Source organism: Janthinobacterium sp. 35 (assembly GCF_002754575.1).
In the GTDB taxonomy this organism is placed as follows: domain Bacteria; phylum Pseudomonadota; class Gammaproteobacteria; order Burkholderiales; family Burkholderiaceae_D; genus Janthinobacterium; species Janthinobacterium tructae.
This window is the reverse complement of sequence record NZ_PEFN01000001.1, coordinates 1,012,584-1,037,109: the sequence shown is the minus strand read 5'-3', so window position 1 is coordinate 1,037,109 and position 24,526 is coordinate 1,012,584. Positions and strand designations below refer to the sequence as shown.

Below are 24,526 nucleotides of genomic sequence, written 5' to 3'. Positions count from 1 at the left end.
GCATTTGATGTAAGTGCAGCGTCAATCTTCGGATTGGCGTCTAACTTAAAATATCAAATGTTCACAAGAAATAATGAAATAGGATACTTCTTCGGAAGTAGCCTGTCAGTTTTTTGAGTGAGCAAATCTTTTGTAATGCAAAAGATTTGGATGGTAGTGATACTGTCCGACCTGTCAGAAATGACATTAAACAGAGATTAAACTGAAGAGTTTGATCCTGGCTCAGATTGAACGCTGGCGGCATGCCTTACACATGCAAGTCGAACGGCAGCACGGAGCTTGCTCTGGTGGCGAGTGGCGAACGGGTGAGTAATATATCGGAACGTACCCTAGAGTGGGGGATAACGTAGCGAAAGTTACGCTAATACCGCATACGATCTAAGGATGAAAGTGGGGGATCGCAAGACCTCATGCTCGTGGAGCGGCCGATATCTGATTAGCTAGTTGGTAGGGTAAAAGCCTACCAAGGCATCGATCAGTAGCTGGTCTGAGAGGACGACCAGCCACACTGGAACTGAGACACGGTCCAGACTCCTACGGGAGGCAGCAGTGGGGAATTTTGGACAATGGGCGAAAGCCTGATCCAGCAATGCCGCGTGAGTGAAGAAGGCCTTCGGGTTGTAAAGCTCTTTTGTCAGGGAAGAAACGGTGAGAGCTAATATCTCTTGCTAATGACGGTACCTGAAGAATAAGCACCGGCTAACTACGTGCCAGCAGCCGCGGTAATACGTAGGGTGCAAGCGTTAATCGGAATTACTGGGCGTAAAGCGTGCGCAGGCGGTTTTGTAAGTCTGATGTGAAATCCCCGGGCTCAACCTGGGAATTGCATTGGAGACTGCAAGGCTAGAATCTGGCAGAGGGGGGTAGAATTCCACGTGTAGCAGTGAAATGCGTAGATATGTGGAGGAACACCGATGGCGAAGGCAGCCCCCTGGGTCAAGATTGACGCTCATGCACGAAAGCGTGGGGAGCAAACAGGATTAGATACCCTGGTAGTCCACGCCCTAAACGATGTCTACTAGTTGTCGGGTCTTAATTGACTTGGTAACGCAGCTAACGCGTGAAGTAGACCGCCTGGGGAGTACGGTCGCAAGATTAAAACTCAAAGGAATTGACGGGGACCCGCACAAGCGGTGGATGATGTGGATTAATTCGATGCAACGCGAAAAACCTTACCTACCCTTGACATGGCTGGAATCCTTGAGAGATCAGGGAGTGCTCGAAAGAGAACCAGTACACAGGTGCTGCATGGCTGTCGTCAGCTCGTGTCGTGAGATGTTGGGTTAAGTCCCGCAACGAGCGCAACCCTTGTCATTAGTTGCTACGAAAGGGCACTCTAATGAGACTGCCGGTGACAAACCGGAGGAAGGTGGGGATGACGTCAAGTCCTCATGGCCCTTATGGGTAGGGCTTCACACGTCATACAATGGTACATACAGAGCGCCGCCAACCCGCGAGGGGGAGCTAATCGCAGAAAGTGTATCGTAGTCCGGATTGTAGTCTGCAACTCGACTGCATGAAGTTGGAATCGCTAGTAATCGCGGATCAGCATGTCGCGGTGAATACGTTCCCGGGTCTTGTACACACCGCCCGTCACACCATGGGAGCGGGTTTTACCAGAAGTAGGTAGCTTAACCGCAAGGAGGGCGCTTACCACGGTAGGATTCGTGACTGGGGTGAAGTCGTAACAAGGTAGCCGTATCGGAAGGTGCGGCTGGATCACCTCCTTTCTAGAGTTTGCACGAGTCAGGTAACTGATTCACGCATCAAATGTTCACACTTATCGGCTGTTAATATAAAGAACAGCATTTGGGGCTGTAGCTCAGCTGGTTAGAGCACCGTGTTGATAACGCGGGGGTCGTTGGTTCGAGTCCAACCAGCCCTACCAGTTTCTGTAGTCTGGAAATACCCTAGGGGGATTAGCTCAGCTGGGAGAGCACCTGCTTTGCAAGCAGGGGGTCGTCGGTTCGATCCCGTCATCCTCCACCAAAAGTTCAAACGTAAATCAGTGCTGATAAGTGCACCGGGATTTAGGTTTGGTCTTTTCGAGATCAAGTGCTGTATGTTCTTTAACAATCTGGAAGAAGTAAAGATTATTTATTGATTGGTTTGCCGTAAAAAGCAAATCGATGGGTAATGATTGTATGTATCAACAAACAAGCAACAACGTTGTACTTTCTTATCCCTGTAGCGCTCTTTCCTCATGCAAATGATGAGAGGCTAACGTTATAGGGACAAGCGAATAAGTGCACATGGTGGATGCCTTGGCGATTACAGGCGATGAAGGACGTAGTAGCTTGCGATAAGCTGCGGGGAGTGAGCAAACACACTTTGATCCGCAGATTTCCGAATGGGGCAACCCACCCTTTTAGGGTATTGCATACTGAATACATAGGTATGCAAGGCGAACGCGGCGAACTGAAACATCTAAGTAGCTGCAGGAAAAGAAATCAACCGAGATTCCCAAAGTAGCGGCGAGCGAAATGGGAAGAGCCTGTACGTGATAGTCGGACCGATAACAGAATCCTCTGGAAATAGGAGCCATAGTGGGTGATAGCCCCGTATGTGAAATTGGACCGGTGATACTAAGCGTACGACAAGTAGGGCGGGACACGTGACATCCTGTCTGAATATGGGGGGACCATCCTCCAAGGCTAAATACTCGTAATCGACCGATAGTGAACCAGTACCGTGAGGGAAAGGCGAAAAGAACCCCGGAAGGGGAGTGAAATAGATCCTGAAACCGTGTGCATACAAACAGTAGGAGCGGACTTGTTCCGTGACTGCGTACCTTTTGTATAATGGGTCAGCGACTTACATTCAGTGGCAAGGTTAACCGCATAGGGAAGCCGTAGAGAAATCGAGTCCGAATAGGGCGATCAGTCGCTGGGTGTAGACCCGAAACCAAGTGATCTACTCATGGCCAGGATGAAGGTGCGGTAACACGCCCTGGAGGTCCGAACCCACTAATGTTGAAAAATTAGGGGATGAGCTGTGGGTAGGGGTGAAAGGCTAAACAAACTTGGAAATAGCTGGTTCTCTCCGAAAACTATTTAGGTAGTGCCTCAAGTATCACCATCGGGGGTAGAGCACTGTTATGGCTAGGGGGTCATTGCGACTTACCAAACCATTGCAAACTCCGAATACCGATGAGTGCGAGCTTGGGAGACAGACGTCGGGTGCTAACGTCCGGCGTCAAGAGGGAAACAACCCAGACCGCCAGCTAAGGTCCCAAAGATTGGCTAAGTGGAAAACGAAGTGGGAAGGCTAAAACAGTCAGGATGTTGGCTTAGAAGCAGCCATCATTTAAAGAAAGCGTAATAGCTCACTGATCGAGTCGTCCTGCGCGGAAGATGTAACGGGGCTAAGCCAGTCACCGAAGCTGCGGATATCCTTTATTGGATATGGTAGGAGAGCGTTCTGTAAGCCTGCGAAGGTGTCTTGTAAAGGATGCTGGAGGTATCAGAAGTGCGAATGCTGACATGAGTAGCGATAATGGGGGTGAAAAGCCTCCACGCCGTAAGCCCAAGGTTTCCTGTTCAACGTTCATCGGAGCAGGGTGAGTCGGCCCCTAAGGCGAGGCAGAGATGCGTAGCTGATGGGAAGCAGGTTAATATTCCTGCACCGTCGTATGATGCGATGGGGGGACGGATCGCGGAAGGTTGTCCAACTGTTGGAATAGTTGGTTTTTGGCTCATAGAAGGCACTTAGGCAAATCCGGGTGCGCAATTCAAGGGGTTGAGACGAGTGCACTTGTGCACGAAGCAATCGGAAGTGGTTCCAAGAAAAGCCTCTAAGCTTCAGTCATACGAGACCGTACCGCAAACCGACACAGGTGGGCGAGATGAGTATTCTAAGGCGCTTGAGAGAACTCGGGAGAAGGAACTCGGCAAATTGGTACCGTAACTTCGGGAAAAGGTACGCCCCGGTAGCTTGATTGGTTTACTCCATGAGGGTGAAAGGGTTGCAATAAACTGGTGGCTGCGACTGTTTAATAAAAACACAGCACTCTGCAAACACGAAAGTGGACGTATAGGGTGTGACGCCTGCCCGGTGCTGGAAGATTAAATGATGGGGTGCAAGCTCTTGATTGAAGTCCCAGTAAACGGCGGCCGTAACTATAACGGTCCTAAGGTAGCGAAATTCCTTGTCGGGTAAGTTCCGACCTGCACGAATGGCGTAACGATGGCCACACTGTCTCCTCCCGAGACTCAGCGAAGTTGAAATGTTTGTGATGATGCAATCTACCCGCGGCTAGACGGAAAGACCCCATGAACCTTTACTGTAGCTTTGCATTGGACTTTGAACCAATCTGTGTAGGATAGGTGGGAGGCTTTGAAGCGGGGACGCTAGTTCTCGTGGAGCCAACCTTGAAATACCACCCTGGTTTGTTTGAGGTTCTAACCTTGGTCCGTTATCCGGATCGGGGACAGTGCATGGTAGGCAGTTTGACTGGGGCGGTCTCCTCCTAAAGTGTAACGGAGGAGTTCGAAGGTACGCTAGATACGGTCGGACATCGTGTTGATAGTGCAATGGCATAAGCGTGCTTAACTGCGAGACTGACAAGTCGAGCAGGTACGAAAGTAGGACATAGTGATCCGGTGGTTCTGTATGGAAGGGCCATCGCTCAACGGATAAAAGGTACTCTGGGGATAACAGGCTGATTCCTCCCAAGAGTTCATATCGACGGGGGAGTTTGGCACCTCGATGTCGGCTCATCACATCCTGGGGCTGTAGCCGGTCCCAAGGGTATGGCTGTTCGCCATTTAAAGTGGTACGTGAGCTGGGTTTAAAACGTCGTGAGACAGTTTGGTCCCTATCTGCCGTGGGCGTTGGAAATTTGAAGGGGGCTGCTCCTAGTACGAGAGGACCGGAGTGGACGTATCTCTGGTGTACCGGTTGTCACGCCAGTGGCATTGCCGGGTAGCTAAATACGGAAGAGATAACCGCTGAAAGCATCTAAGCGGGAAACTTGCCTTGAGATGAGATTTCCCAGAGCCTTGAGCTCTTTGAAGGGTCGTTCGAGACCAGGACGTTGATAGGCTGGGTGTGGAAGTGCAGTAATGCATTAAGCTAACCAGTACTAATTGCCCGTACGGCTTGTCCCTATAACCTTAGCAGGTACAGAGGATAAGACGGTACAACGTTGCGTGTTTGTTGATACTACAATTCATTACCCCAATCTTTGCTTCTTCCAGATTCAGGCTTTGTCGCTCCATTGAGGACAAATGCCAGTACAAGTTATGCCTGATGACCATAGCAAGTTGGTCCCACCCCTTCCCATCCCGAACAGGACCGTGAAACAACTTTGCGCCGATGATAGTGCTGCAACCAGTGTGAAAGTAGGTTATCGTCAGGCTTGTTATTCGAAAAAACCCCCATCGGTGATCCGGTGGGGGTTTTTTTACGTCCGCTGGATTGAGCGATACCAGCGCTTGCCGGGTTTTTGAAAGGGATATCTTGTCTGCTGTGCATACACTGGAACAATTACACACTGGCCAACTGGTCGGCGTGCGCCGCCTGAAGCTGTCCTGCGGCTTGAGCGACTTTCCCCGTGAGATATTCGACCTGGCCGACAGCCTGGAAATCCTTGATTTATCGGGCAATGCGCTGTCCTCCCTGCCTGACGATTTGCCGCGCCTGCACAAGCTGCGCATCATTTTTTGCTCGGATAATCTGTTCACCACCTTGCCGGCCGTGCTCGGTTCCTGTCCTGCGCTGGAAATGATCGGTTTCAAGGCGAACCGGATCGACCACGTGCCAGCCGCAGCCTTGCCGCCCAGGCTGCGCTGGCTGACCCTGACCGACAATGCCATCGAAGTCTTGCCGGATGAGTTGGGCAAGTGCGGTGCATTGCAGAAACTCATGCTGGCGGGAAATTGTCTGGCCCGCTTGCCCGCCTCCCTGGCCAATTGCCGCCAGTTGGAACTGGTGCGCATTGCCGCCAACCGTTTCACGGCGCTGCCCGATTGCCTGCTGTCTTTGCCATGCCTGAGCTGGCTTGCGTACGCGGGCAACCCGTTCACGGAAGTGCGCGAACTGGCGGCCCTGAGCGATGCCGGCGTGGCGGGTGTGGCCTGGTCCCGCCTGGCATTGGCGCAGCAGCTGGGCGAGGGTGCATCTGGCGTGATATACCGTGCCCGCCTCGATGGGCGTGATGATGTCGCCGTCAAAGTATTCAAGGGGGCGATGACCAGCGACGGCTTGCCGCGCAGCGAAATGGCCGCCTGTGTCGGCGCGGGTACGCACGCGGGCCTGATTCCCATCCTTGGGACGCTCGATGGGCATCCGCAACAGGCGATGGGCCTGGTCATGCCGCTCATCGATGCCGCTTTCCGCAATTTGGCGGGACCACCCAGCCTGGCATCATGCACGCGCGATGTGTATGCCGATGGCGTGCGCTTTGATACGCCGCAAGCGCTGGCCATTGCCCATGGCATCGCCTCGGCCGTGTGCCAGTTGCATGCGCGCGGCATCGTGCATGGTGATTTGTATGGCCACAATATCCTGCATGCGGATGGTGGCGCCTGCCTGCTGGGCGACTTTGGCGCAGCGTCCATGTTTGCGCCCGGTTCGCCACAAGGGGACTTGCTGCAGGGTATAGAGGCGCGCGCCTTTGGCGTACTGCTGGGCGAGTTGATCGCGCATGGCGCGACGTCCTTGCCCGGCCTGCAGGCCATGATGGATGCTTGCCTGCAGGAAGACGTGCTGCGGCGGCCACAGTTCGACGTGATCGAGCGGGCATTGCGAGATATGCTTCCCGCATAAAAAATGGCGCAGCCTTCGCAGGCTGCGCCATTTTCAGTTCAGGCTGAGCATATTCAGCCTTGGACTGCTTTTTCCGGCAGGGCGATCTGGTTGTCGACGCTGAACTGGTAGTCCTTGAAGACGTGTTCGGCCGTCAGGATCTGGTATTCGCCGTTGTCGAGCTTGTGCGTGGTGTCCTTCAGGCGATACGTGTAATGGCCGCAGGTCCAGCAGTTGAAGTTGCGCATGTGCGTGCACAGGCACGTCTTGTCCATCACGACGACGGTTTTTTGTTCCGGATGGGCCGCCACTTCGCGGTTGTACGAGTTGATGTACGCGCAATTGCCCGTCGCGTCGAGCAGGTAGCCATACGATTCGCAGCCTGGACGGATGCCGGCGCCGATGGCGGGCGTGTTTTTCAGCATGCGCATCGGGTAGCCCGTCGGCGAGACGCCGTTGACGATGATGTCTTCTTCTGAGGCCTTGTAGTATTCCTGCTTGACCTTGTTTGGCAAGCCGCATTCCTCGGTGACGGTGAAGCGCGTCGCCACTTGCACGCCAGCTGCGCCCGCTTCCAGGAAGGAGACGGCATCGCTGCCCGTGAAGATGCCGCCAGCGGCGATCAGCGGGATGTCCAGCTGTTCCGTCTTCAGGTAGGCGAGGATTTCAGCGGTAATCGTGTGCAGGTCGTAATTGGCCCAGTCCATGCCGAAACCCAGGTGGCCGCCGGCCAATGGTCCCTCGACGATGATGAAGTCGGGCAGGCGGTCCAGCTTGGCGTTCTTGCGCAGGAAAATCTGCAAGGCGCGCACGGACGAGACGATGATGCCCAGCTTGGCATCGCGGAAACGCGGATGGTCGGCGATCAAGGCAAACGAGCCGAAGTGCAAGCCGGCCGACAAGGTGATGCCGTCGATGCCCGCGTCCAGCGCCGCATTCAGGCGCACGCGCAAGGTTTCGCGGGGGCCATTCATGGTCAGCTTTTCCATGCAATTGACGAAGATCAAGCCATCGCCTTTTTTCGCTTCCATGGTGCGGCCGATATGCAGGCGCTGTGCTTCGGCCAGGCGGCCCAGGTCGAACTGCACCACGGCCTTGTCGCTATTATTGATGTTGAACTTGTACAGTTTCGTCTTGTCTTTGACGAAGGTGGTGTCGAAACGGCGATCCGACACATCTTCCACCATGGCATCGGAGATATGCCCGATACCGTTCAGCCGGGCCGCTTCCAGGGCCAGCTCCGACGTGGAAATATCCACACCCATTCCGCCTATCATGATGGGCACATATTCTTTTTTGCCAAATCGCAGGCGGAAATCATCAACACGTTTCATTGCTATCCTTAGACTACCGTGGTTATCACTGAGCCAGATGTACGGTCAAGCCCGCTGCCGGTCGGGCGCGCGGGCGCATGTAGCTGTGCGCAGCTTCAATTCTACCCCAAGCGGGCAGGCTCTCCGGGACAGCTTGCCAGCATGCTGGTGCAAGCGCGGGCCGGATCGCGCGCCGCATCGAAATTAATCGCGGAAATTGTTAAATTCCAGCGGCATGTCGGGCACGTCCTTGCGCAGCATGGTCATGGCCGCCTGCAGGTCGTCGCGCTTGGCGCCGGTGACGCGCACGGCTTCACCCTGGATGCTCGCTTGTACCTTCATCTTGCTGTCCTTGATGACGCGCACGATTTTCTTGGCATCATCCGATTCGATGCCATTCTTGATCTTGATGATCTGCTTGACCTTGTCGCCGCCGATCTTCTTGATGTCGCCTTCGTCGAGGAAGCGCACATCGACCTTGCGTTTGGTCAATTTGTTCGTCAGGACGTCGCGCACCTGGCTGAGCTGGAATTCCGAGTCCGCAAACGCGGTCAATTCGTTTTCCTTGTGTTCGACGCGGGCGTCGCTGCCCTTGAAGTCGAAGCGGGTCGTGATTTCCTTGTTGGATTGCTCGACGGCATTCTTGACTTCGATCATATCGGCTTCGGAGACTACATCAAATGATGGCATGGTCTGTTCCTTTTCTTGTTAAAGCGAGCGCGCGCTCGGCGCACTGGGCCTTGGCGGCTGATTCTGCGCCATGGGACGGCCCTGTTAAAGATGCGACATTTTAACGGACAACGGGCAAGTCGCCCTTGTCCTGAGGTGGTTTTTTGTCGCTTTCGCTCTATAATCGAGCAAAATTCCCCTATCCCATGCATCCAGAGCTCACCATCGAACACAATTACTCCCTCCAGCGCCTGAATACCTTCGGCATCACGGCCAATGCGGCCGCCTACGTACGCATCACGTCGCAAGCCCAATTGCAGGCCGCGCTGCAAGATCCCGCCTTGTCCGCCATGCCGCGCCTGATACTGGGCGGCGGCAGCAACATCGTCCTGACGGGCGACTTTCCCGGCGCCGTGCTGCACATGGCCACGCGCGGCATGCGCCTGGCGCAGGCCGACTTCGAGACCATCCTCGTCACCGCCGCCGCCGGTGAAAACTGGCACGACTTCGTGCAGTGGACCCTGGCGCAAGGCGTGGGCGGGCTGGAAAACCTGTCGCTGATCCCCGGTACCGTGGGCGCGGCCCCTATCCAGAATATTGGCGCGTATGGCGTTGAAATCAAGGATTATCTGCATAGCGTGAGCGTCATGCACAGCGCCAGCGGCATCGTCTTCGACATGGACCGCGATGCTTGCCGTTTCGCTTACCGCGACAGCATCTTCAAGCAGGCGGACGGGCGCGAACTGATCGTGCTGGAAGTGACGTTTGCCTTGCCTGCCGAGTGGCAGCCGAACTTGCGCTATGCGGAACTGGCACAGGCCGTGGCCGAGCGCCATCTTGCCGAACCGACGCCGCAACAGGTGGCTGAAACGGTGATGGCGATACGCCGGCGTAAATTGCCCGACCCGGCCGTGATCGGCAATGCGGGCAGTTTCTTCAAGAATCCCGTGGTGTCACGCGAGCAGTGTCTTGCCTTGTTGGAACGTTTTCCCACCTTGGTGCACCATGCGCAAGCCGATGGTACGGAAAAGCTGGCAGCCGGCTGGCTGATCGATCAGTGTGGCTGGAAGGGAAAAAACCTGGGGCCCGCGGGAGTGTATCCCAAGCAGGCGCTGGTTCTGGTGAATAATGGCGGCGCTCGTGGCGCGGACATTACCCGGCTGGCGGCAGCGATACAGGATGATGTAGAGGCGAAATATGGCGTGCGCCTGTCGCCCGAGCCTGTGTTTGTCTGATTAGCCGAAGTGGCAGACGTAGTCGACAGTTTCGACGGTTTCAATATCAAAATGGCTATTGCCCGGCACCTTGAATTGCGTGCCCGCGGCAAAGCTGTTCCATTCTGTCGCGTCGGCCAGGCGGACCTTGCACAGGCCGCCGACGATTTCCATCGTTTCCGGCGCGCCCGTGTTGAAGCGCAGCGATGACGGGAAAATCACGCCCACGCTTTTCTTCGTGCCATCGGCCAGGATGACATTGTGCGAGACGCACTTGCCGTCAAAGTAGATATTCGACTTTTTGACGACGCTGACATTGTCCAGTTGTGTGCTCATGCTTCACTTTCCTTGCTGTTAAAAATCAGTCTTCGACGTCAGCGGCGCTCAGCACGCTGTTGCGTCCGCCGCGCTTGGCCGCGTACAGGGCCTGGTCGGCGCGGTTGATCAGTTGCTCGACCGTCGAGTCCGGGGACGGCACGATGGTGGCCACGCCGATCGAGATGGTGACGATGCCCGTGCTTGCCGCCGGGTTCTCGATCTGCAAGCCCTCCAGGTGGCGCCGGCACGCTTCGGCGATCAGCAGCGCGCCGGCCGCTTCTGTTTCCGGCAGGATCAGGGCGAATTCTTCGCCGCCATAGCGGGCGGCCAGGTCGGCCGGGCGTTTCAGATGTTCCGTCAGCACGGCAGCGACTTTTTTCAGGCACAGATCGCCCGCCAGGTGGCCAAAGTGATCGTTATAGCTTTTAAAATGGTCGATATCGCAGAACAGCAGGCTCAGCGGCGTCTTGTCGCGCTGGCCCCGCGGCCATTCGAATTGCAAGGTTTCATCGAAGCGGCGGCGGTTGGCGATGCCCGTCAAGCCATCGAGGGCGGCAAGTTTCTGTAATTCGATATTCGCATCGGCCAGGTTTTTTTGGCTTTCGCGCAGGAAACGAAATGCCTGGTCGCGCTGCAGGCGGCTGATGTGCGCATTCGAATGGTAGCGTATGCGCGCCAGCAATTCCAGGCGGTCCGGCAGTTTCACCACGTAATCATTGGCGCCGACGGCAAAGCTGTGGGCCTTCAGTTTCGGGTCATCCTTGGCCGACAGCACGATCACCGGCACATGCGCCAGCGCCGCGTGTTCGCGGTACAGCTGGATCAGCGCGAAGCCGTCGATGCCCGGCAGCACCAGGTCTTGCAGGATGACGGTCGGTTGCAAGCGCAGCGCCGTGTCCAGCGCCTGCGTGGCGTCGGTCACGTAATGGAACTCGATATCCTGCTGGTCGCTCAGCATGCGCCGGATTGCCTCAGCAATGATCAACTGGTCGTCCACCAGCAGCACGCTGACCTTGAATTCGGTCAATGCGGGCTCATGCAGGGTGAAACTGGAGGAAAATTCTGGCATTGCATTCTTTTCAGATGTTAGGGGAGGACTCCCACCCATTGTTGAGTTTCGCGCCCAGGCGGTTGCGCAGGCTGGCGCCTATTCTATCCAATGGCAGGATTTGCTGCGCTGCATCGAGTTCGGCTGCCGCGCGCGGCATGCCATACACGGCACTGCTGGCCTGGTCTTGCGCTATCGTCGTCTTGCCCGCGCGGCGCATGGCCAGCAAGCCGTCGCCGCCATCGCGGCCCATGCCTGTGAGCAACACGCCGATGGCATCGCCGCGCCAGTGCTGTGCCACGCAATGAAAGAAGACATCGACGGAAGGACGGTAAACATAGTCGCGTGGTGCCGCATCGTAACCCAAACGATAATTTTGATCTAGCAGCAGGTGATCATTGGTCTTGGCGACCAGCACGCTGCCTGCCACCAGTTCGTCGCCCTCGGCGATCACGCGCACCGGCATGTCCAGTTGATCGTCCAGCCATTTGGCGAAGTGCGAGGCGAAGGTTTCATCGATATGTTGCACCACCACGATGGCGCAGCCGGGCGGCGCCGTCCAGCCGGACAGCACCTTGGCTACCGCTGACGGCCCGCCCGTCGAGGCGCCGATGGCCACCAGGGTGGTGACCTGGCCATCGCCGCGCTCGCCGTTCGCTTGCACCTGGCGCGGCGGCGGCGCTTCGGCGCTGTGGCGTATCAGCTTGCCGATGGTCTTGATCTTGGCCAGCAGTTCGCTGTCGCCGCCCACTTCTCCCTGCAGCACGGGCGTGGCCGTGACGTCGAGCGCACCGGCGCCCAGCGCGCGGAACACCTGGTTGACATTGTCCTGCGGGCGTCCCGTGACCACCAGGATGGCGCACGGGCTTTGCTCCATGATCAGGCGCGTCGCTTCCACGCCATCCATCTCCGGCATGTTCAGGTCCATCAGGATCAGGTCGGGACGGTTGGCCTCGCACATGCGCACGGCCTCCAGTCCCGTGCGGGCGATCCACAGCACCTGGTGCTCCTGCGTGCTGGCCACTACCCGGCGCAGGGCTTCGGCGGCCATGGCGACATCGTTGACAATGGCAATTTTCATGAAGTACGACTCATAAGCGGGCATCTCCTATCAGGTCGGCCACCGCGTCGAGCAAGGTCTCGTCGTGGAAGCTGCCTTTGGTCAGATAATAATCGGCGCCGGCGGACAGGCCGCGCGCGCGGTCTTCCGGGCGGTCCTTGTACGAGACGATCATCACCGGCAGCTTGTGCAGGTGCAGGTCTTTCTTGATCAGCGAGACCAGCTCGATGCCATCCATGCGCGGCATGTCCACGTCGGTGATCACCAGGTCGTACTCGCCGCTGCGCACCACGTTCCAGCCGTCGATGCCGTCGATTGCCACGTCGACGTCGAAGCCGCGCGCCAGCAGCAGCTTGCGCTCCATTTCGCGCACCGTCAGCGAATCGTCGACGACGAGGATGCGCTTGGCGCGGCGCTGCTGCGCGTGGCCGGCCTGCGCCAGCTGGTGCAGGCCGCCCTCGTGCAGCAGCTTGTCGATCGACAGCAGCAAATCGGGCACGTCGAGGATCAGCACCGGCTCGCCGTCGTCGAGCAGGGCGGCGGCGGAAATGTCGCGCATCTTGCCAAAGATCGGGTCGATGGCTTGCACCGCCAGGCTTTGCTCGCCGCGGATGGCGTCGACCACCAGCGCATAGCTTTGCTTGCCGCGCCCGATCACCACCACCGGCAAATCGTCGGCGCAGCTGGGTGTTTCGCCCAGCTCCAGCACCTGCGCCGCCGACACCAGGCCCAGATGCTCGCCCTTGAGTTCAAAGAACTGCTTGTTTTCCAAGGTATGGATGGCCGTTTGCGGCACGCGCACCACGCTTTCCACCTTGACGATGGGGATGGCGTAGGCCTCGCCCTGGATGTCGATCACCAGCGCGCGCACGATCGACTGCGTCAGCGGCAGGGTAATCAGGGCGCGAAAACCCCGTCCCGGCTCCGACTCCAGGCGCACCGTGCCGTTTTGCTGGCGTATCGTCTCGTGCACGATATCGAGGCCCACGCCGCGTCCGGACAACTGGTTGGCCGTCGCTTTCAGGCTGAAGGCGGGCAGGAACAAGAATTCCAGCAGCTCGCCCGGCGACAGCGCGGCGGCCATGGCGGGGCTGGCCATCTTGCGCTCGATGACGCACTGGCGGATTTTTTCCAGGTCGACACCGCGCCCGTCGTCGCTGATCTCGATGCTCAGCATGCCGGCGCGGTGGCGCGCTTCCATGCGTATCGTGCCCATTGCTGCCTTGCCGGCGTCGATGCGCTCGTACGGACCTTCCATGCCATGGTCGATGGCATTCCTCAGCATGTGGTTCAGCGGGCTTTCGATCTTCGCCAGGATATCGCGGTCGACCAGCGTGTCTTCGCCGTCGATCTCCAGCTGCACTTCCTTGCCCAGGCTGCGCGCCAGGTCGCGCACCATGCGCGGAAACGCATGGATGCCGTCGCGGAAAGGGCGCATGCGCAGCGCCAGCACTTCGTCGACCATGCCCTGCGAGACGGCCAGCAGGCGCCGTTCATAGGTTTCGATATCGGCGATGTGTTCGAGCATGAACTGCTTCAGGGGCTGCGTCTTGTGCAGCGCCAGCAGGGATTTTTCCATCAGGTCCGGGTCGCCCGAGCGGGCAATGGCGACATGCAGCTGTTCGATGGCGGAAAACAGGCTGCTCTGGTTGCGCTTGAAGCGCTGCAGGGCGCCGATGAACGGGTGCATCTGGTGCGCATTGATGCGCGATTCGCTGGCCAGCGACAGCAGTTTGTCGAAATTTTGCGCCTGGGCCTTGGCTGGCGCGCCGGTGCGCGGCGCGTGGGCGGCAGCCGACTCCACTTCCTCGCCCGCCAGGCCGCCGGCCACCGTCGCTTGCAGTTCGGCGGGGGACGACGACACAGGCGAAGGCAGCGGGGGCAGGGCCGGCAGTTCGGGCAGCTCGGCGATGCCGGCGATGGCGTTCAGGGTCTGGTCGATCTGCGTTGCGTTGGCGGCCAGCCACGCTTCGGCGCCCGCATCGTCGAGGCGTGACAGCTGCACGATCAGGTCGACGCCCGACAGCAGCACGTCGACCCGCTCCGGCGTGAGTTTCAGGCGGCCATGCTGGGCGGCGACAAAGCTGTCTTCCATGCCGTGCGCCAGCTGCACCACCACTTGCAGGCCGACGATGGCGGCGGCTCCCTTGATCGAGTGCGCCGCGCGCATCATCGATTCGACGGCGGCCGCGTCGCCCGCATGGCGTTCCATGGCCAGCAAGCCATCGGTGAGAATCTGGGTCTGGCTGTCCGCCTCCATGCGGAACAGGTCCAGCATGGAAAAGGCACTCAGGTCGCCGTGCTGGTCCTGGCTCATCGTAATAGTCTCGCAAGTTGAAAGCCGATCAGCGCCGTGTCCAGGCAGCCGATGCGCATGTCGCCCTCGGTGATGACACCAGACAGATAGCGCGACAGGCCCTTGTTGATGGTGGCAGCGGGCGTTTGCACGCTGCCCGAGGCGTAGCGCACGATGCCGTGCAGGTCGGCCACGGGCAGGGCATAGGCTTGCTCTTCCCAGCGCATCAGCAGCAGGCGCGCAAAGGTGTGGCGGCCGCGGGCCGGCGGCGCACCCTGTTCGTCGATGCCCAGCAAACTGGCCAGCGACATGCACGGATACAGCTTGCCGCCGATATTGACGATGCCAGACAGGCCGCGCCCGCTGCGGTGCGGCAGCACGTGCGGCTTCGCTTGCGGCGCGACGGAATCGAACACGCGCGTGGGCAGCGCCAGCCATTCGCGGCCGATGCGAAACACCAGCGCCGAGCTGTCGCGCACTTCGCCGCCCGCATCGATCTGGCGGAAGTGGCTGGCCCAGTCGCGCTGGTAATGTGCGTCCACGGGCCGTTGCAGGTTGCGCTGGGCGGCGCCCGCATACACGTCGCAGTTGCGGCAATGTACATTGGCTGGCAGCCTGGGGCAACTCTGGTCGCCGACCACGCCGATATGGTTCCAGCAGTCGTCGATGCCGGCGGAGGACTCGGTGGCGATGAGGTTGGTCATGCTTGCCCCTTAGTTGGACGCCTGGCGGCGCTGGTAGATGCGCGCCGCGCGCGCCTTCAGGGTGGTGGCGGCCGTGTGGTTGCCATTGCGTTCGGCCAGCAGGGACAGGTGGCACAGCGCCTCGTAATGGTCCGGCTGCAAATAAATGCAGCGGCGCCAGTAGTCGTCGGCCAGGTCCATCTTGCCGGCCAGTTCATTGATGATGCCCAGCATGAAATACGCTTCGGCCGCCTCGGGCACGCGGGCCAGGTGAGCGTGGCATTTTTCACCCGCCTCGCGCAACTGGCCACGGTCGGCCAGCCGGCGCGCTTCGGCCAGCAGATCCGCCGGTGGCTGCGGCGCCGGCACCGGCACGGGGCGCGGACGCGCCGCCGGCGCAGGGGCGGCGCGGGCCGGCGCGGGCCGTGGCGCGGGCGGCACGCTGCGCAGCGTGCGCGTCGGCGGCGGCAAGGCGGCCACCTGGATCACGGCGGCCGGTGGCGTGGCGTCCTTTTTCAGCGCGAAGGCCTGGCGGAACTGCAGCGGCGCAAAGCCGTTCTGGCAAAACGACGGTACTTCCGCGTAGCCGGCCAGCAGCATGCCGTCGTCGGCCAGCAGGGCGGACAGGTTATGGATGGCCGTGCGCGTGGTCGGCTTGTCGAAATAAATCAGCAGGTTGCGGCAGAAGATGACGTCGTAATGGCGGCTGCAGGTGGCCGTATCGAACTGCAGCAGGTTGCCCTGCCTGAAGGTCACCTGTTCGCGCAGGGCGTCGATGATGCGGTAGGCGTCATCGGCCACGTGCGTGAAATAACGCTCGCGGAAGGCCACGTCCTGCGCGCGGAAGGCGTTGCGGCCATACACGCCGGCCTGCGCCCGTTCTATGCAGCCGGGACTGAGGTCATACGCGTCGATGCTGAAGGCCTGTTTCGGCACGCCGCCGTCGCGCAGCGCCATGGCCATCGAATACGGTTCTTCGCCGCCCGCGCACGGAATCGACAGGATGCGCGTGGCGCGCCCGCGCGCCCAGCGTTCCTGCACCAGTTCGACGGTGGCGTAGAACGCCTGCGGGTCGCGGAACAGCCACGATTCGGGCACCACTACCAGTTCGATCAGCTGCGTCATTTCGGCCGGCGTGAGCGCCTGCAGGTAGGCGGCACTATCGCTAAAGCCCGTTTGCTCCATGCGCTGGCCGACGGCCCGCTCGGCCACGGCTTTGGAGACGGACAGGCCGGTCGCGCGGCGCAGCAGGGCTTGTGCCGTCATTGCGCGCTCGCGTCTTGAAACAGCAGCGCACGCACGTCGGGCGGCAGCAGGTGTGCCAGTTCGACCAGCTGCACGATGCCGTCGGCGTCGCTGGCCACCTGGCCCAGGAACGGCGCCGTCGCCACGCCGCTGTCTTCAAGCCCTTGCGGGTCGATGTCGGCGATGCCGCGCACCTGCGAGGCCATCAAGCCCAGCGCATGCGTGGCGCCGCCAGGCGCGCGGTAGTCGACGATGACGATGCGCGTGTCGAACTGCGCGACGGCGGCCGGCAGCCCGGCCAGGCGCGACAGATCGATCACCGGCACGGGCGTGCCGTGCAAGTCCATCAGGCCGGCCACATAGTCTGGCGTGAGCGGCAGCTGTTTCAGCTCCAGCAGCGGCAGCACGCGCACGATGCCGGCCAGGGGCAGGCCATAGCGGTCGCGTCCGATGTGAAAGAGCAGTACTTTCATGGGATCAGATGGTGACGGCGAAGGACGACACGCTCGACTGCAGGTCGCCCGCCGCATATTGCAACTGGTGCACCGCTTCGCTGGTGGCTTTCAAGGATTCCACCGTTTGCTGGGTGGCGTCGTTGAGCTGCATCATGGTGTCGGAAATTTGCGACGCGCCTATCGCTTGCGACTGCATGCCTTGCAGCACGGCATCAAATTGCGGCGTGAGTTTTTGCACCTGGTCCATCACGGATGACAGCTGCTCGGCCACTTGCCGCACTTCGCCCACGCTGCGGCGAATTTCCTCGGAAAATTTATCCATGCCCATCACGCTGGCCGACACGGCCGACTGCATTTCCTTGAGCATTTGCTCGATATCCCAAGTGGAAACAGAGGTCTGGTCGGCCAGGCGGCGAATTTCCGTGGCTACCACGGAGAAGCCGCGGCCCGCTTCGCCCGCCTTTTCCGCCTCGATGGCGGCGTTCAGCGAGAGGATATTGGTCTGGTCGGCCACCTTGGTGATGGTGATCAGCACGCTATTGATATTGCTGGCTTTTTCCGACAGGGCGGCCAGCTTGGCATTGATGGAGTCGGTGGCCGAGACCATGTGCTGCATGGTCGAATCCATGCGCTTGAGGTTGTTTTGCGCTTCGGCCGTGGCATTCGTCGTGTAGTCGGCCACGGCCGTGGCGTCTTCCATGGTTTTGAGCAACTGGCTCGTATTGGCCGAGATTTCCTTGGTGGTACTGAGAATTTCCACGCTGGTTTGCGCCTGCTCGATGCCCGTGGCTTCCTGCTGGCGTGCCGAGGCGGCGATTTCCGTGGCCGACGTCGTCACCTGGATGCCGGCCTTTTGCACATTGTTGAGCAGGCTGCGCAGGTTTTCAAACATCTTCGCCAATCCATTGCCCAGCTGGCCGATGGCGTCGCTGCCCGTGATGCCGACCTTGCCCGTCAGGTCGCCCGAGGCCGCCTTCGACACCACTTCCAGCAGCGAATCGACCTTGGCCCGCAAGCTGTTGGTGGCCGCCAGCTCATTGGCCTGGTTGTCCTGGATGGTTTGCGCCATGCGGTTGAATTCTTCCGTCACCTTGCCCAGCTCGTCGCGCGAGAGGATGGCGGCGCGCGCGTTTTGCTCGCCACCGGCGATGCGCCCGACGGCATCGGTCAGGTTGTTCAGCGGACCGAGGATGGAACGGCCCAGCAGGTAGGAAATGCCCAGCGCCAGCACCACGCACAGCAGACCGCCCAGGGCCAGGGTCAGCAGCATGGTTTCCTGCAATTTTTCCGTATTGGCCGTGCGCTCGGCCAGCAAGCGCGACTCTTCGGCCGCGACTTCGTCGAGCAGCTTGTTGGCTTGCTTGACGGCCGGGTAGCCGCCTGGCGGCATGGTGCGCGCCACCGCTTCCGTGGCGCCCGGGCCATTGCCCAGCGCGCGGCGTTTTTCGATTAGCGGATTGATCCACTCCTTGACCCAGGTGCTGGTCAGCTGGTCGATCTTGCGGAAGCGTTCCGACTGTACCTTGTTGTCGGTCGTCATGCTGATGGCTTTTTGCGTGTGCTGGCTCAGCACTGCCATCTCGTCCGTTTCCGGGTTCAGCGAGGCTTCGTTGCCGGTCAGGATGAAACCGCGTACTTCCACCTGGATTTGCAGGACGGAATTGTGAATCTTGTCGATCTCGACCAGCACGTCCATCGTATGTCGGTCCCATGCATTGGCCTCCGACAGGCGCGAAAAACTGTTGTAGGCGACGCCCAGCAGGATCAGGATGATGGCCACGATGGAGCCGAAGCCCAGGTACAGTTTATTCTTGATACTCAGGTCTTTGAACATGGTGGCTCCGGAAGCGGGAAGTTTCGACTAAATTGCACTGTAGCATTTTGCCACGGGGACAGCAAAATGGGGGGCAATCCAGGGGCGCGCAGGGGCGTAAATCGCGGACCAGTGCGTTCCAGACGTAAAAAAGCCGCCCGTGGGCGGCTTGGGTTGGTACGGGAGGCGGTGCCTCCCTGTAAGCAATTACTTCTGGCCGCGCTTTTCGCGGGCGATGGCGGCGATGCGCATGCGCAAGGCGTTCAGCTTGATGAAGCCGCCGGCGTCGGCCTGGTTGTAGGCGCCGCCGTCTTCGTCGAAGGTGGCGATGTTCATGTCGAACAGCGAGTCGGTCTTCGAATCGCGCGAGACGACGATGACATTGCCCTTGTACAGCTTGATGCGTACCCAGCCGTTCACGGTTTCCTGCGTGTGGTCGATCAGGGTTTGCAGGGCAACGCGCTCGGGCGCCCACCAGTAGCCGTTGTAGATCATCGACGCGTAGCGCGGCATCAGGTCATCTTTCAGGTGGGCCACTTCGCGGTCCAGGGTGATCGACTCGATGGCGCGGTGGGCTTTGAGCATGATGGTGCCGCCCGGGGTTTCATAGCAGCCGCGCGATTTCATGCCGACGTAGCGGTTTTCCACCAGGTCCAGGCGTCCCACGCCATGCTTGCCGCCCACTTTGTTCAGTTCGGCCAGCACGGTGGCAGGCGACATGCGCACGCCGTTGATGGCGACGATATCGCCTTTTTCGTATTCGATGTCCAGGTACTCGGCTTCGTCCGGCGCGTTTTCAGGGCTGACGGTCCAGCGCCACATGGTTTCTTCCGCTTCGGCGCTCGGGTTTTCCAGGTGACGGCCTTCAAAGCTGATGTGCAGCAAGTTGGCGTCCATCGAGTACGGCGCGCCGCCGTTTTTGTGCTTCATGTCGATGTCGATGCCGGCGTCTTCCGCGTACTTCAGCAGTTTTTCGCGCGACAGCAGATCCCACTCGCGCCATGGGGCGATGATTTTCACGCCAGGTTTGAGCGCGTAGGCGCCCAGTTCGAAACGCACCTGGTCGTTGCCCTTGCCGGTCGCGCCGTGCGAGATGGCGTCGGCGCCGGTGGCGTTGGCGATTTCGATCAGGCGCTTGGCGATCAGCGGACGGGCGATCGAGGTGCCCAGCAAGTATTCGCCTTCGTACACGGTGTTGGCGCGGAACATCGGGAAGACGAAATCGCGCACGAATTCTTCGCGCACGTCTTCGATATGGATGTTTTCCGGCTTGATGCCGAATTTGATGGCCTTGGCGCGCGCCGGTTCCAGTTCTTCGCCCTGGCCCAGGTCGGCCGTGAAGGTGACGATTTCGCACTGGTAGTTATCTTGCAGCCATTTCAGGATGACGGAGGTGTCGAGTCCGCCGGAATAGGCCAGGACTACTTTTTTAATGTCGCTCATATTGCTTCCAGTTGTCGTTGTCGATGTATGTATTGCGATGCTGCCAGAATGGTTGCAGTGCCTGGCGAATTAGTTGATTTTACCGAGTAACAGGTATTCGATCAGCGCTTTTTGCACGTGCAGGCGGTTTTCCGCCTCGTCCCACACCACCGATTGCGGGCCGTCGATCACCTCGGCGGCCACTTCCTCGCCGCGGTGGGCGGGCAGGCAGTGCATGAACAGGGCGTCGGGCGCGGCGCGGGCCATCTTCGCGCCATCGACGATCCAGCCGTCGAAGGCGGCAATGCGGGCCGCGTTTTCCGCTTCGTAACCCATGCTGGTCCACACGTCCGTGTTGACCAGGTGCGCGCCCTCGCAGGCGTCCGATGGGTTGGCGAAGAAGGTATAGCGTTCCGTTTTGACTTGCGCCAGGTCGATGTCGTAGCCCTGCGGCGTCGAGACGTTGACGTGGAAGCCGAACACTTCGGCCGCCTGCAGCCACGAGTACAGCATGTTGTTGGCATCGCCGATCCAGGCGACGACCTTGCCGGCGATCGAGCCGCGGTGTTCTATGTAGGTGAAGATGTCGGCAAAGACCTGGCACGGGTGGTGTTCATTGGTCAGTCCATTGATCACCGGCACGCGCGAATTGGCGGCGAAACGCTCGATGATTTCCTGGCCAAACGTGCGCACCATGATGATGTCGCACATGCGCGACATGACCTGGCCCGCGTCTTCCACCGGCTCGCCGCGGCCCAATTGGGAATCGCGCGTGTTCAGGTAGATGGCGGCGCCGCCCAGCTGGTGCATGCCCGCTTCGAACGACAATCGCGTGCGGGTGGAGTTCTTTTCAAAGACCATCACCAAGGTGCGGTCGATCAGTGGATGGTAGATTTCGTAATTCTTGAACTTGCGCTTGATCAGATGGGCGCGTTCGATCACATATTCGTACTCTTCCAACGTGAAATCGGAGAACTGGAGGTAGTGCTTGATCGGTTTTTTTATCGACATAATGACCACTTGAAGATGCGCAGGCCGCCGGCGGCGTGCCTTTCCCGCCGGGTTGCATCAGCGTACAACATCTCGTCTGATGACTGCCTCGCCCGGCGCGCTGCTGTGTTGATCGGTGCCCGTGCCTGTTTGTCGCGCGGGTCGATGCGGTTTGCCAAGTTGTAAATCATGCAATGGCAGGGACTTCAGCCATTCAATTATAAGGGTTTTGCTTTTAGATTGGAAAGACTGGCCGGACGGGTACTTGTGTAGACAAGTGGCCGCGTCCAGCCAGGCTCTTGCCGGCTCAATAGATGTTGGCCGGCGTGGCCGCATCGTTCTGCGGCGCCAGCAGCGGCAGATCGAGCGTGAAACGCGTACCGGCGGCGCTGCTGGTCACCTGGATGGTGCCACCCAGCAAGGCCGTGACGATGTTGTAGCTGATCGACAAACCGAGGCCGCTGCCGCCTTGGCCCAGCTTGGTAGTAAAGAAGGGGTCGAAGATGCGCGACAGATGCTGTTCGGCAATGCCGCCGCCATTGTCGGCAAAGACGATCTGTACGCGCGCGCCATCGAGCGTGGCGGACAGGCGCATGCAGCCCGCGCCGGCGCCGCCATCGTTGGGCGCGGGAGCGAACGCGTGCAGCAGGGCGTTGTTGATCAGGTTGGTGATCACCTGGCCGAACGGGCCCGGATAGCTGTCCATGGCGATGCCGAATGCGATGTCCGTCTCGATGCGGTGGCCCGAGCTGCGGATGCGGTTCATGACGGTGGCGATGATTTCATTGCTCACCTGTTGCAGGTCAAACTGGCGCCGCTGTTCCGTGGTGCGGTCGACCGCCACCTGCTTGAAGCTGTTGACCAGGTCGGCCGCACTGTGCAGGCCGCGCATCACCAGCGCCGACGCCTTGCCCGCATCGTCGATGTAGGCGGCCAGGTCGGAGCGGCGCAGGCCGGGACCGTTCATCAGGCGTTCCACGTCTTCCGTCTTTTGCTGCATGGTGCTGGCGATCAACAGACTGTTGCCGATCGGGGTATTGAGTTCATGCGCCACACCGGCCATCAGGGAACCGAGGGCGGCGAGTTTTTCCTGCGACACCAGTTGCGCCTGGGCATCTTGCAGCTGCCGGTAGGCGCTGGCATTGTCGAGCGCGATGGCGCCATACGCGCACAGGGTGCGGAAGATCAGCCGCTCGCGTTCGCCGTAGGCGTGGGCATGGCAAGCCTGCACCGTCATCACGCCCAGCACGCGCTCGCCCACCGTCAAGGGCACGTACAGCACACTCTGGTTATGCAGGGTGCCGGGTACGGTGTAGGCGTGGCGCTTGGGCGGCACCTGGTCGATATACACTTCGCGCCGGCCCAGCAGGCAGCGCACGGAGTAGGCGCGTGGATTACTCAGGGGAATGGCGTTGTCGGACAGGGGCCGGCCCGCTTCCATGCCGTGCGCGCGGCGTAGCGCCGTGCCGGCGGCATCGAGCATGTAGACGGCGAAGGTGTTGACTGGCAGCAAGGCATGCACGTGGCGGTCAAGCACCTGGAACACGGCGCTGGCGTCCAGGTGAGTGGTGATTTCCTGGCCGATGGCCGACAGCCGTTCCAGCGTGTCGCTGGTCTGCTGCAGCACTTCGGCGCGGCGCGCTTCGGAAGCGGCCAGTTCGCGGTGGTGATAGCCTTCCGAGCGCGCATGTTCCGTCTGGTGATAGACCTGCATGGCGGTGGCGCGGTTGCTGGCTTGCTGGGTGTGGCTTTTTTCGCGTGCCACGCCCGCATCGAGGGCGATGTCGTAGGCGCGCGCATAGTCGCCCGCATGCGCGTATTCGCGTGCCAGCGCATCGAGCAGTTCGCCGGGCGGCACATAGCCTTCGATGGAAGAAGCTACCTGCAGCGCCTGGTGCAGGAAATGCAAGGCCGGATTGCGTTCCTGCATGCCTGCCGGCGGCGGCAGCTCGTGGCGCGCATGCAGCATGGCCAGCACGCGCAGCGCCGCCACCTGGTGCATGGCGTCGCCCTGCGCCGTGGCCAACTGCCGGGCCCGCTCGGCCGCCTGCAGCGCCTCGTCCGGGCGGTCCAGGTAGGACAGCGCGTGGGCGCTGCCGCGCTGGGCCATGCTGCGGAAATCGGCCTGGCCCAGCGCTTCGGCGCGCTGCGCCAGGCGGCTGAAGGCATCGAGCGCCGTGTCGTAGTCGCCCTTGTCCAGGCTCAGTTCGCCCAGGTGGAGCAACGCGTTGGCATACGTGCGCGCTCCCGACATGGGCGCCAGGAGGTGCAGCGCTTCGCGCAGCAAGTCTTCGGCGGCGGCCAGGCGCCCCAGCTTGCGCATGGTTTCGGCCGTATGCGTCTGGCAGGCGCCGATGCTGCGCGGCCAGCCGGTGGGGCGTGCCAGGTCCAGCGCGCACTGCATCCATTCGAGGGCCGATTCATTGTCGTTGAGGCTGGAGAAACAGTCGCCGATATTGATGGCGGCCGTGATGGCGCCGCGCAGCTGGCCGCTTTCCAGCGCCGCTTCATAGCTTTGCATGTAATGGCCGGCAGCCGCGCCCAGGTCGCGCGACGTATGCGCCAGCAAGCCACGGAAGTCATGCACCCAGGCGGCCAGCGGCGCAGGCAGCTTGCCGCTGTCGGCCTGGAAGTGCTTGCCCCAGCGGGCCTGTGCGGCCGGCGCATCGCGCAAGACGGCCCAGCGCGCGGTGGCCGCGTCGGCCAGGCTGGCGCGCATCGCATCGCCGGCGCTGCGCGCTTGTCCGGCAGCGGCCAGCAGCTCGGCATCGCAGCGGGCATGGTCGCCCCGGTCGACGGCGATCGAGGACAGCAGCCAGTGGGCGTCGGCGCAACCGGCGCCGTCGCTGTGCTCGCACAGGATGGCGTGCGCCGCCATGGCCAGGCTTTCAGCCGCATCGAGCGCACCTTGCAGCCATGCCACTTCCGCCTGCACCAGTTGCAAACGCGCCTGCGCGATCGCCAGGGCGTGGGCCGGCAGCTGGGCTTGGGGCAGCAGGGCCGCCGCTTCGGCCGCATGGTGCAGTGCTTGTCCGCAGTTGCGCTGGCGCAAATGCCATGCCAGCAGCATCAGCAAGGGCAGGCGCTCCAGGGCGCGCAATGGCCGCAGTGTGTCTTCCCACTGTGCAATGTCATGTTCGAGTGCGAACATTTCCATCCGAAATCTCCCGCAAGGCGATGGTGTTGGCCAGCGGCCAGTGACACCTTATTGGATCGCATTGTAAGCTGCATTCGGATGCAGTTGTTTGGCAGG

15 protein-coding genes, 2 tRNA genes and 3 rRNA genes are annotated in these 24,526 nt (G+C 60.3%); 7 read left to right on the top strand and 13 right to left on the bottom strand.

Annotated elements, in window-relative coordinates; genetic code table 11:
- The first annotated feature begins 199 nt into the window (after nucleotides 1–199).
- The 6 genes from CLU93_RS04675 to CLU93_RS04650 all read left to right on the top strand — a co-directional run bounded on the left by CLU93_RS04675 (nucleotide 200) and on the right by CLU93_RS04650 (nucleotide 6,768).
- Nucleotides 200–1,730, top strand: a 16S ribosomal RNA gene (locus CLU93_RS04675).
- A gap of 81 nt (nucleotides 1,731–1,811) precedes the next feature.
- A tRNA-Ile gene (locus CLU93_RS04670) sits at nucleotides 1,812–1,888 on the top strand.
- Nucleotides 1,889–1,913: 25 nt separating this feature from the next.
- Nucleotides 1,914–1,989, top strand: a tRNA-Ala gene (locus CLU93_RS04665).
- Nucleotides 1,990–2,232: 243 nt separating this feature from the next.
- Nucleotides 2,233–5,108, top strand: a 23S ribosomal RNA gene (locus CLU93_RS04660).
- Between the two features lie 138 nt (nucleotides 5,109–5,246).
- Nucleotides 5,247–5,359, top strand: a 5S ribosomal RNA gene (gene rrf / locus CLU93_RS04655).
- The 16S, 23S and 5S rRNA genes sit together here with 2 tRNA genes alongside, the layout of an rRNA operon.
- 110 nt (nucleotides 5,360–5,469) lie before the next feature.
- Nucleotides 5,470–6,768, top strand: coding sequence for a leucine-rich repeat-containing protein kinase family protein (locus CLU93_RS04650; protein ID WP_099760176.1), 1,299 nt, complete (start codon nucleotides 5,470–5,472; stop codon nucleotides 6,766–6,768).
- Nucleotides 6,769–6,821: 53 nt separating this feature from the next.
- On the opposite strand, the gene CLU93_RS04645 is transcribed toward CLU93_RS04650, so the two are convergent.
- Both CLU93_RS04645 and CLU93_RS04640 read right to left on the bottom strand, forming a co-directional pair.
- Nucleotides 6,822–8,081 (bottom strand): nitronate monooxygenase, encoded by a 1,260-nt coding sequence (locus CLU93_RS04645; RefSeq protein ID WP_071078790.1) that lies wholly within the window; start codon nucleotides 8,079–8,081, stop codon nucleotides 6,822–6,824.
- Nucleotides 8,082–8,264: 183 nt separating this feature from the next.
- Nucleotides 8,265–8,750, bottom strand: coding sequence for a YajQ family cyclic di-GMP-binding protein (locus CLU93_RS04640; RefSeq protein WP_010396032.1), 486 nt, complete (start codon nucleotides 8,748–8,750; stop codon nucleotides 8,265–8,267).
- Nucleotides 8,751–8,935: 185 nt separating this feature from the next.
- Between CLU93_RS04640 and murB the strand changes: the two genes are divergently transcribed.
- Nucleotides 8,936–9,964, top strand: coding sequence for a UDP-N-acetylmuramate dehydrogenase (gene murB / locus CLU93_RS04635; RefSeq protein ID WP_099760175.1), 1,029 nt, complete (start codon nucleotides 8,936–8,938; stop codon nucleotides 9,962–9,964).
- On the opposite strand, the gene ppnP is transcribed toward murB, so the two are convergent.
- The 11 genes from ppnP to CLU93_RS04580 form a co-directional block, all read right to left on the bottom strand.
- Nucleotides 9,965–10,279: a pyrimidine/purine nucleoside phosphorylase gene (ppnP, locus tag CLU93_RS04630; protein WP_099760174.1), complete on the bottom strand. Its 315-nt coding sequence runs from the start codon at nucleotides 10,277–10,279 to the stop codon at nucleotides 9,965–9,967. It lies immediately after the preceding gene.
- Between the two features lie 25 nt (nucleotides 10,280–10,304).
- The gene (locus CLU93_RS04625; protein ID WP_099760173.1) at nucleotides 10,305–11,330 is read right to left on the bottom strand and encodes a diguanylate cyclase; all 1,026 of its coding nucleotides are present in this window, start codon (nucleotides 11,328–11,330) and stop codon (nucleotides 10,305–10,307) included.
- A gap of 10 nt (nucleotides 11,331–11,340) precedes the next feature.
- Nucleotides 11,341–12,390, bottom strand: coding sequence for a chemotaxis-specific protein-glutamate methyltransferase CheB (gene cheB / locus CLU93_RS04620; protein WP_099760172.1), 1,050 nt, complete (start codon nucleotides 12,388–12,390; stop codon nucleotides 11,341–11,343).
- A 10-nt stretch (nucleotides 12,391–12,400) separates the two neighbouring features.
- Nucleotides 12,401–14,686 (bottom strand): hybrid sensor histidine kinase/response regulator, encoded by a 2,286-nt coding sequence (locus tag CLU93_RS04615; RefSeq protein ID WP_099760171.1) that lies wholly within the window; start codon nucleotides 14,684–14,686, stop codon nucleotides 12,401–12,403.
- Nucleotides 14,683–15,369 carry a chemotaxis protein CheW gene (locus tag CLU93_RS04610; protein ID WP_099760170.1) on the bottom strand — a complete coding sequence of 229 codons (687 nt, stop codon included), beginning with the start codon at nucleotides 15,367–15,369 and terminating at the stop codon, nucleotides 14,683–14,685. Before CLU93_RS04610 ends, CLU93_RS04615 begins: the two co-directional genes overlap by 4 nt.
- 9 nt (nucleotides 15,370–15,378) lie before the next feature.
- Nucleotides 15,379–16,614, bottom strand: a complete 1,236-nt coding sequence (locus tag CLU93_RS04605; protein ID WP_099760169.1) for a CheR family methyltransferase — start codon at nucleotides 16,612–16,614, stop codon at nucleotides 15,379–15,381.
- Nucleotides 16,611–17,066, bottom strand: a complete 456-nt coding sequence (locus tag CLU93_RS04600; RefSeq protein WP_099760168.1) for a chemotaxis protein CheW — start codon at nucleotides 17,064–17,066, stop codon at nucleotides 16,611–16,613. The genes CLU93_RS04605 and CLU93_RS04600 overlap by 4 nt, the downstream gene beginning before the upstream one ends.
- A 4-nt stretch (nucleotides 17,067–17,070) precedes the next feature.
- Complete coding sequence (locus CLU93_RS04595; RefSeq protein WP_099760167.1) at nucleotides 17,071–18,882, bottom strand: methyl-accepting chemotaxis protein; 1,812 nt, start codon at nucleotides 18,880–18,882, stop codon at nucleotides 17,071–17,073.
- Between the two features lie 186 nt (nucleotides 18,883–19,068).
- On the bottom strand, nucleotides 19,069–20,304 hold the full coding sequence (locus CLU93_RS04590; protein ID WP_099760166.1) for an argininosuccinate synthase: 1,236 nt from the start codon (nucleotides 20,302–20,304) through the stop codon (nucleotides 19,069–19,071).
- A gap of 69 nt (nucleotides 20,305–20,373) precedes the next feature.
- Nucleotides 20,374–21,294, bottom strand: a complete 921-nt coding sequence (gene argF, locus CLU93_RS04585; RefSeq protein ID WP_099760165.1) for an ornithine carbamoyltransferase — start codon at nucleotides 21,292–21,294, stop codon at nucleotides 20,374–20,376.
- A gap of 286 nt (nucleotides 21,295–21,580) precedes the next feature.
- Nucleotides 21,581–24,424 carry an ATP-binding protein gene (locus tag CLU93_RS04580; RefSeq protein WP_243420154.1) on the bottom strand — a complete coding sequence of 948 codons (2,844 nt, stop codon included), beginning with the start codon at nucleotides 24,422–24,424 and terminating at the stop codon, nucleotides 21,581–21,583.
- Nucleotides 24,425–24,526: the final 102 nt, after the last annotated feature.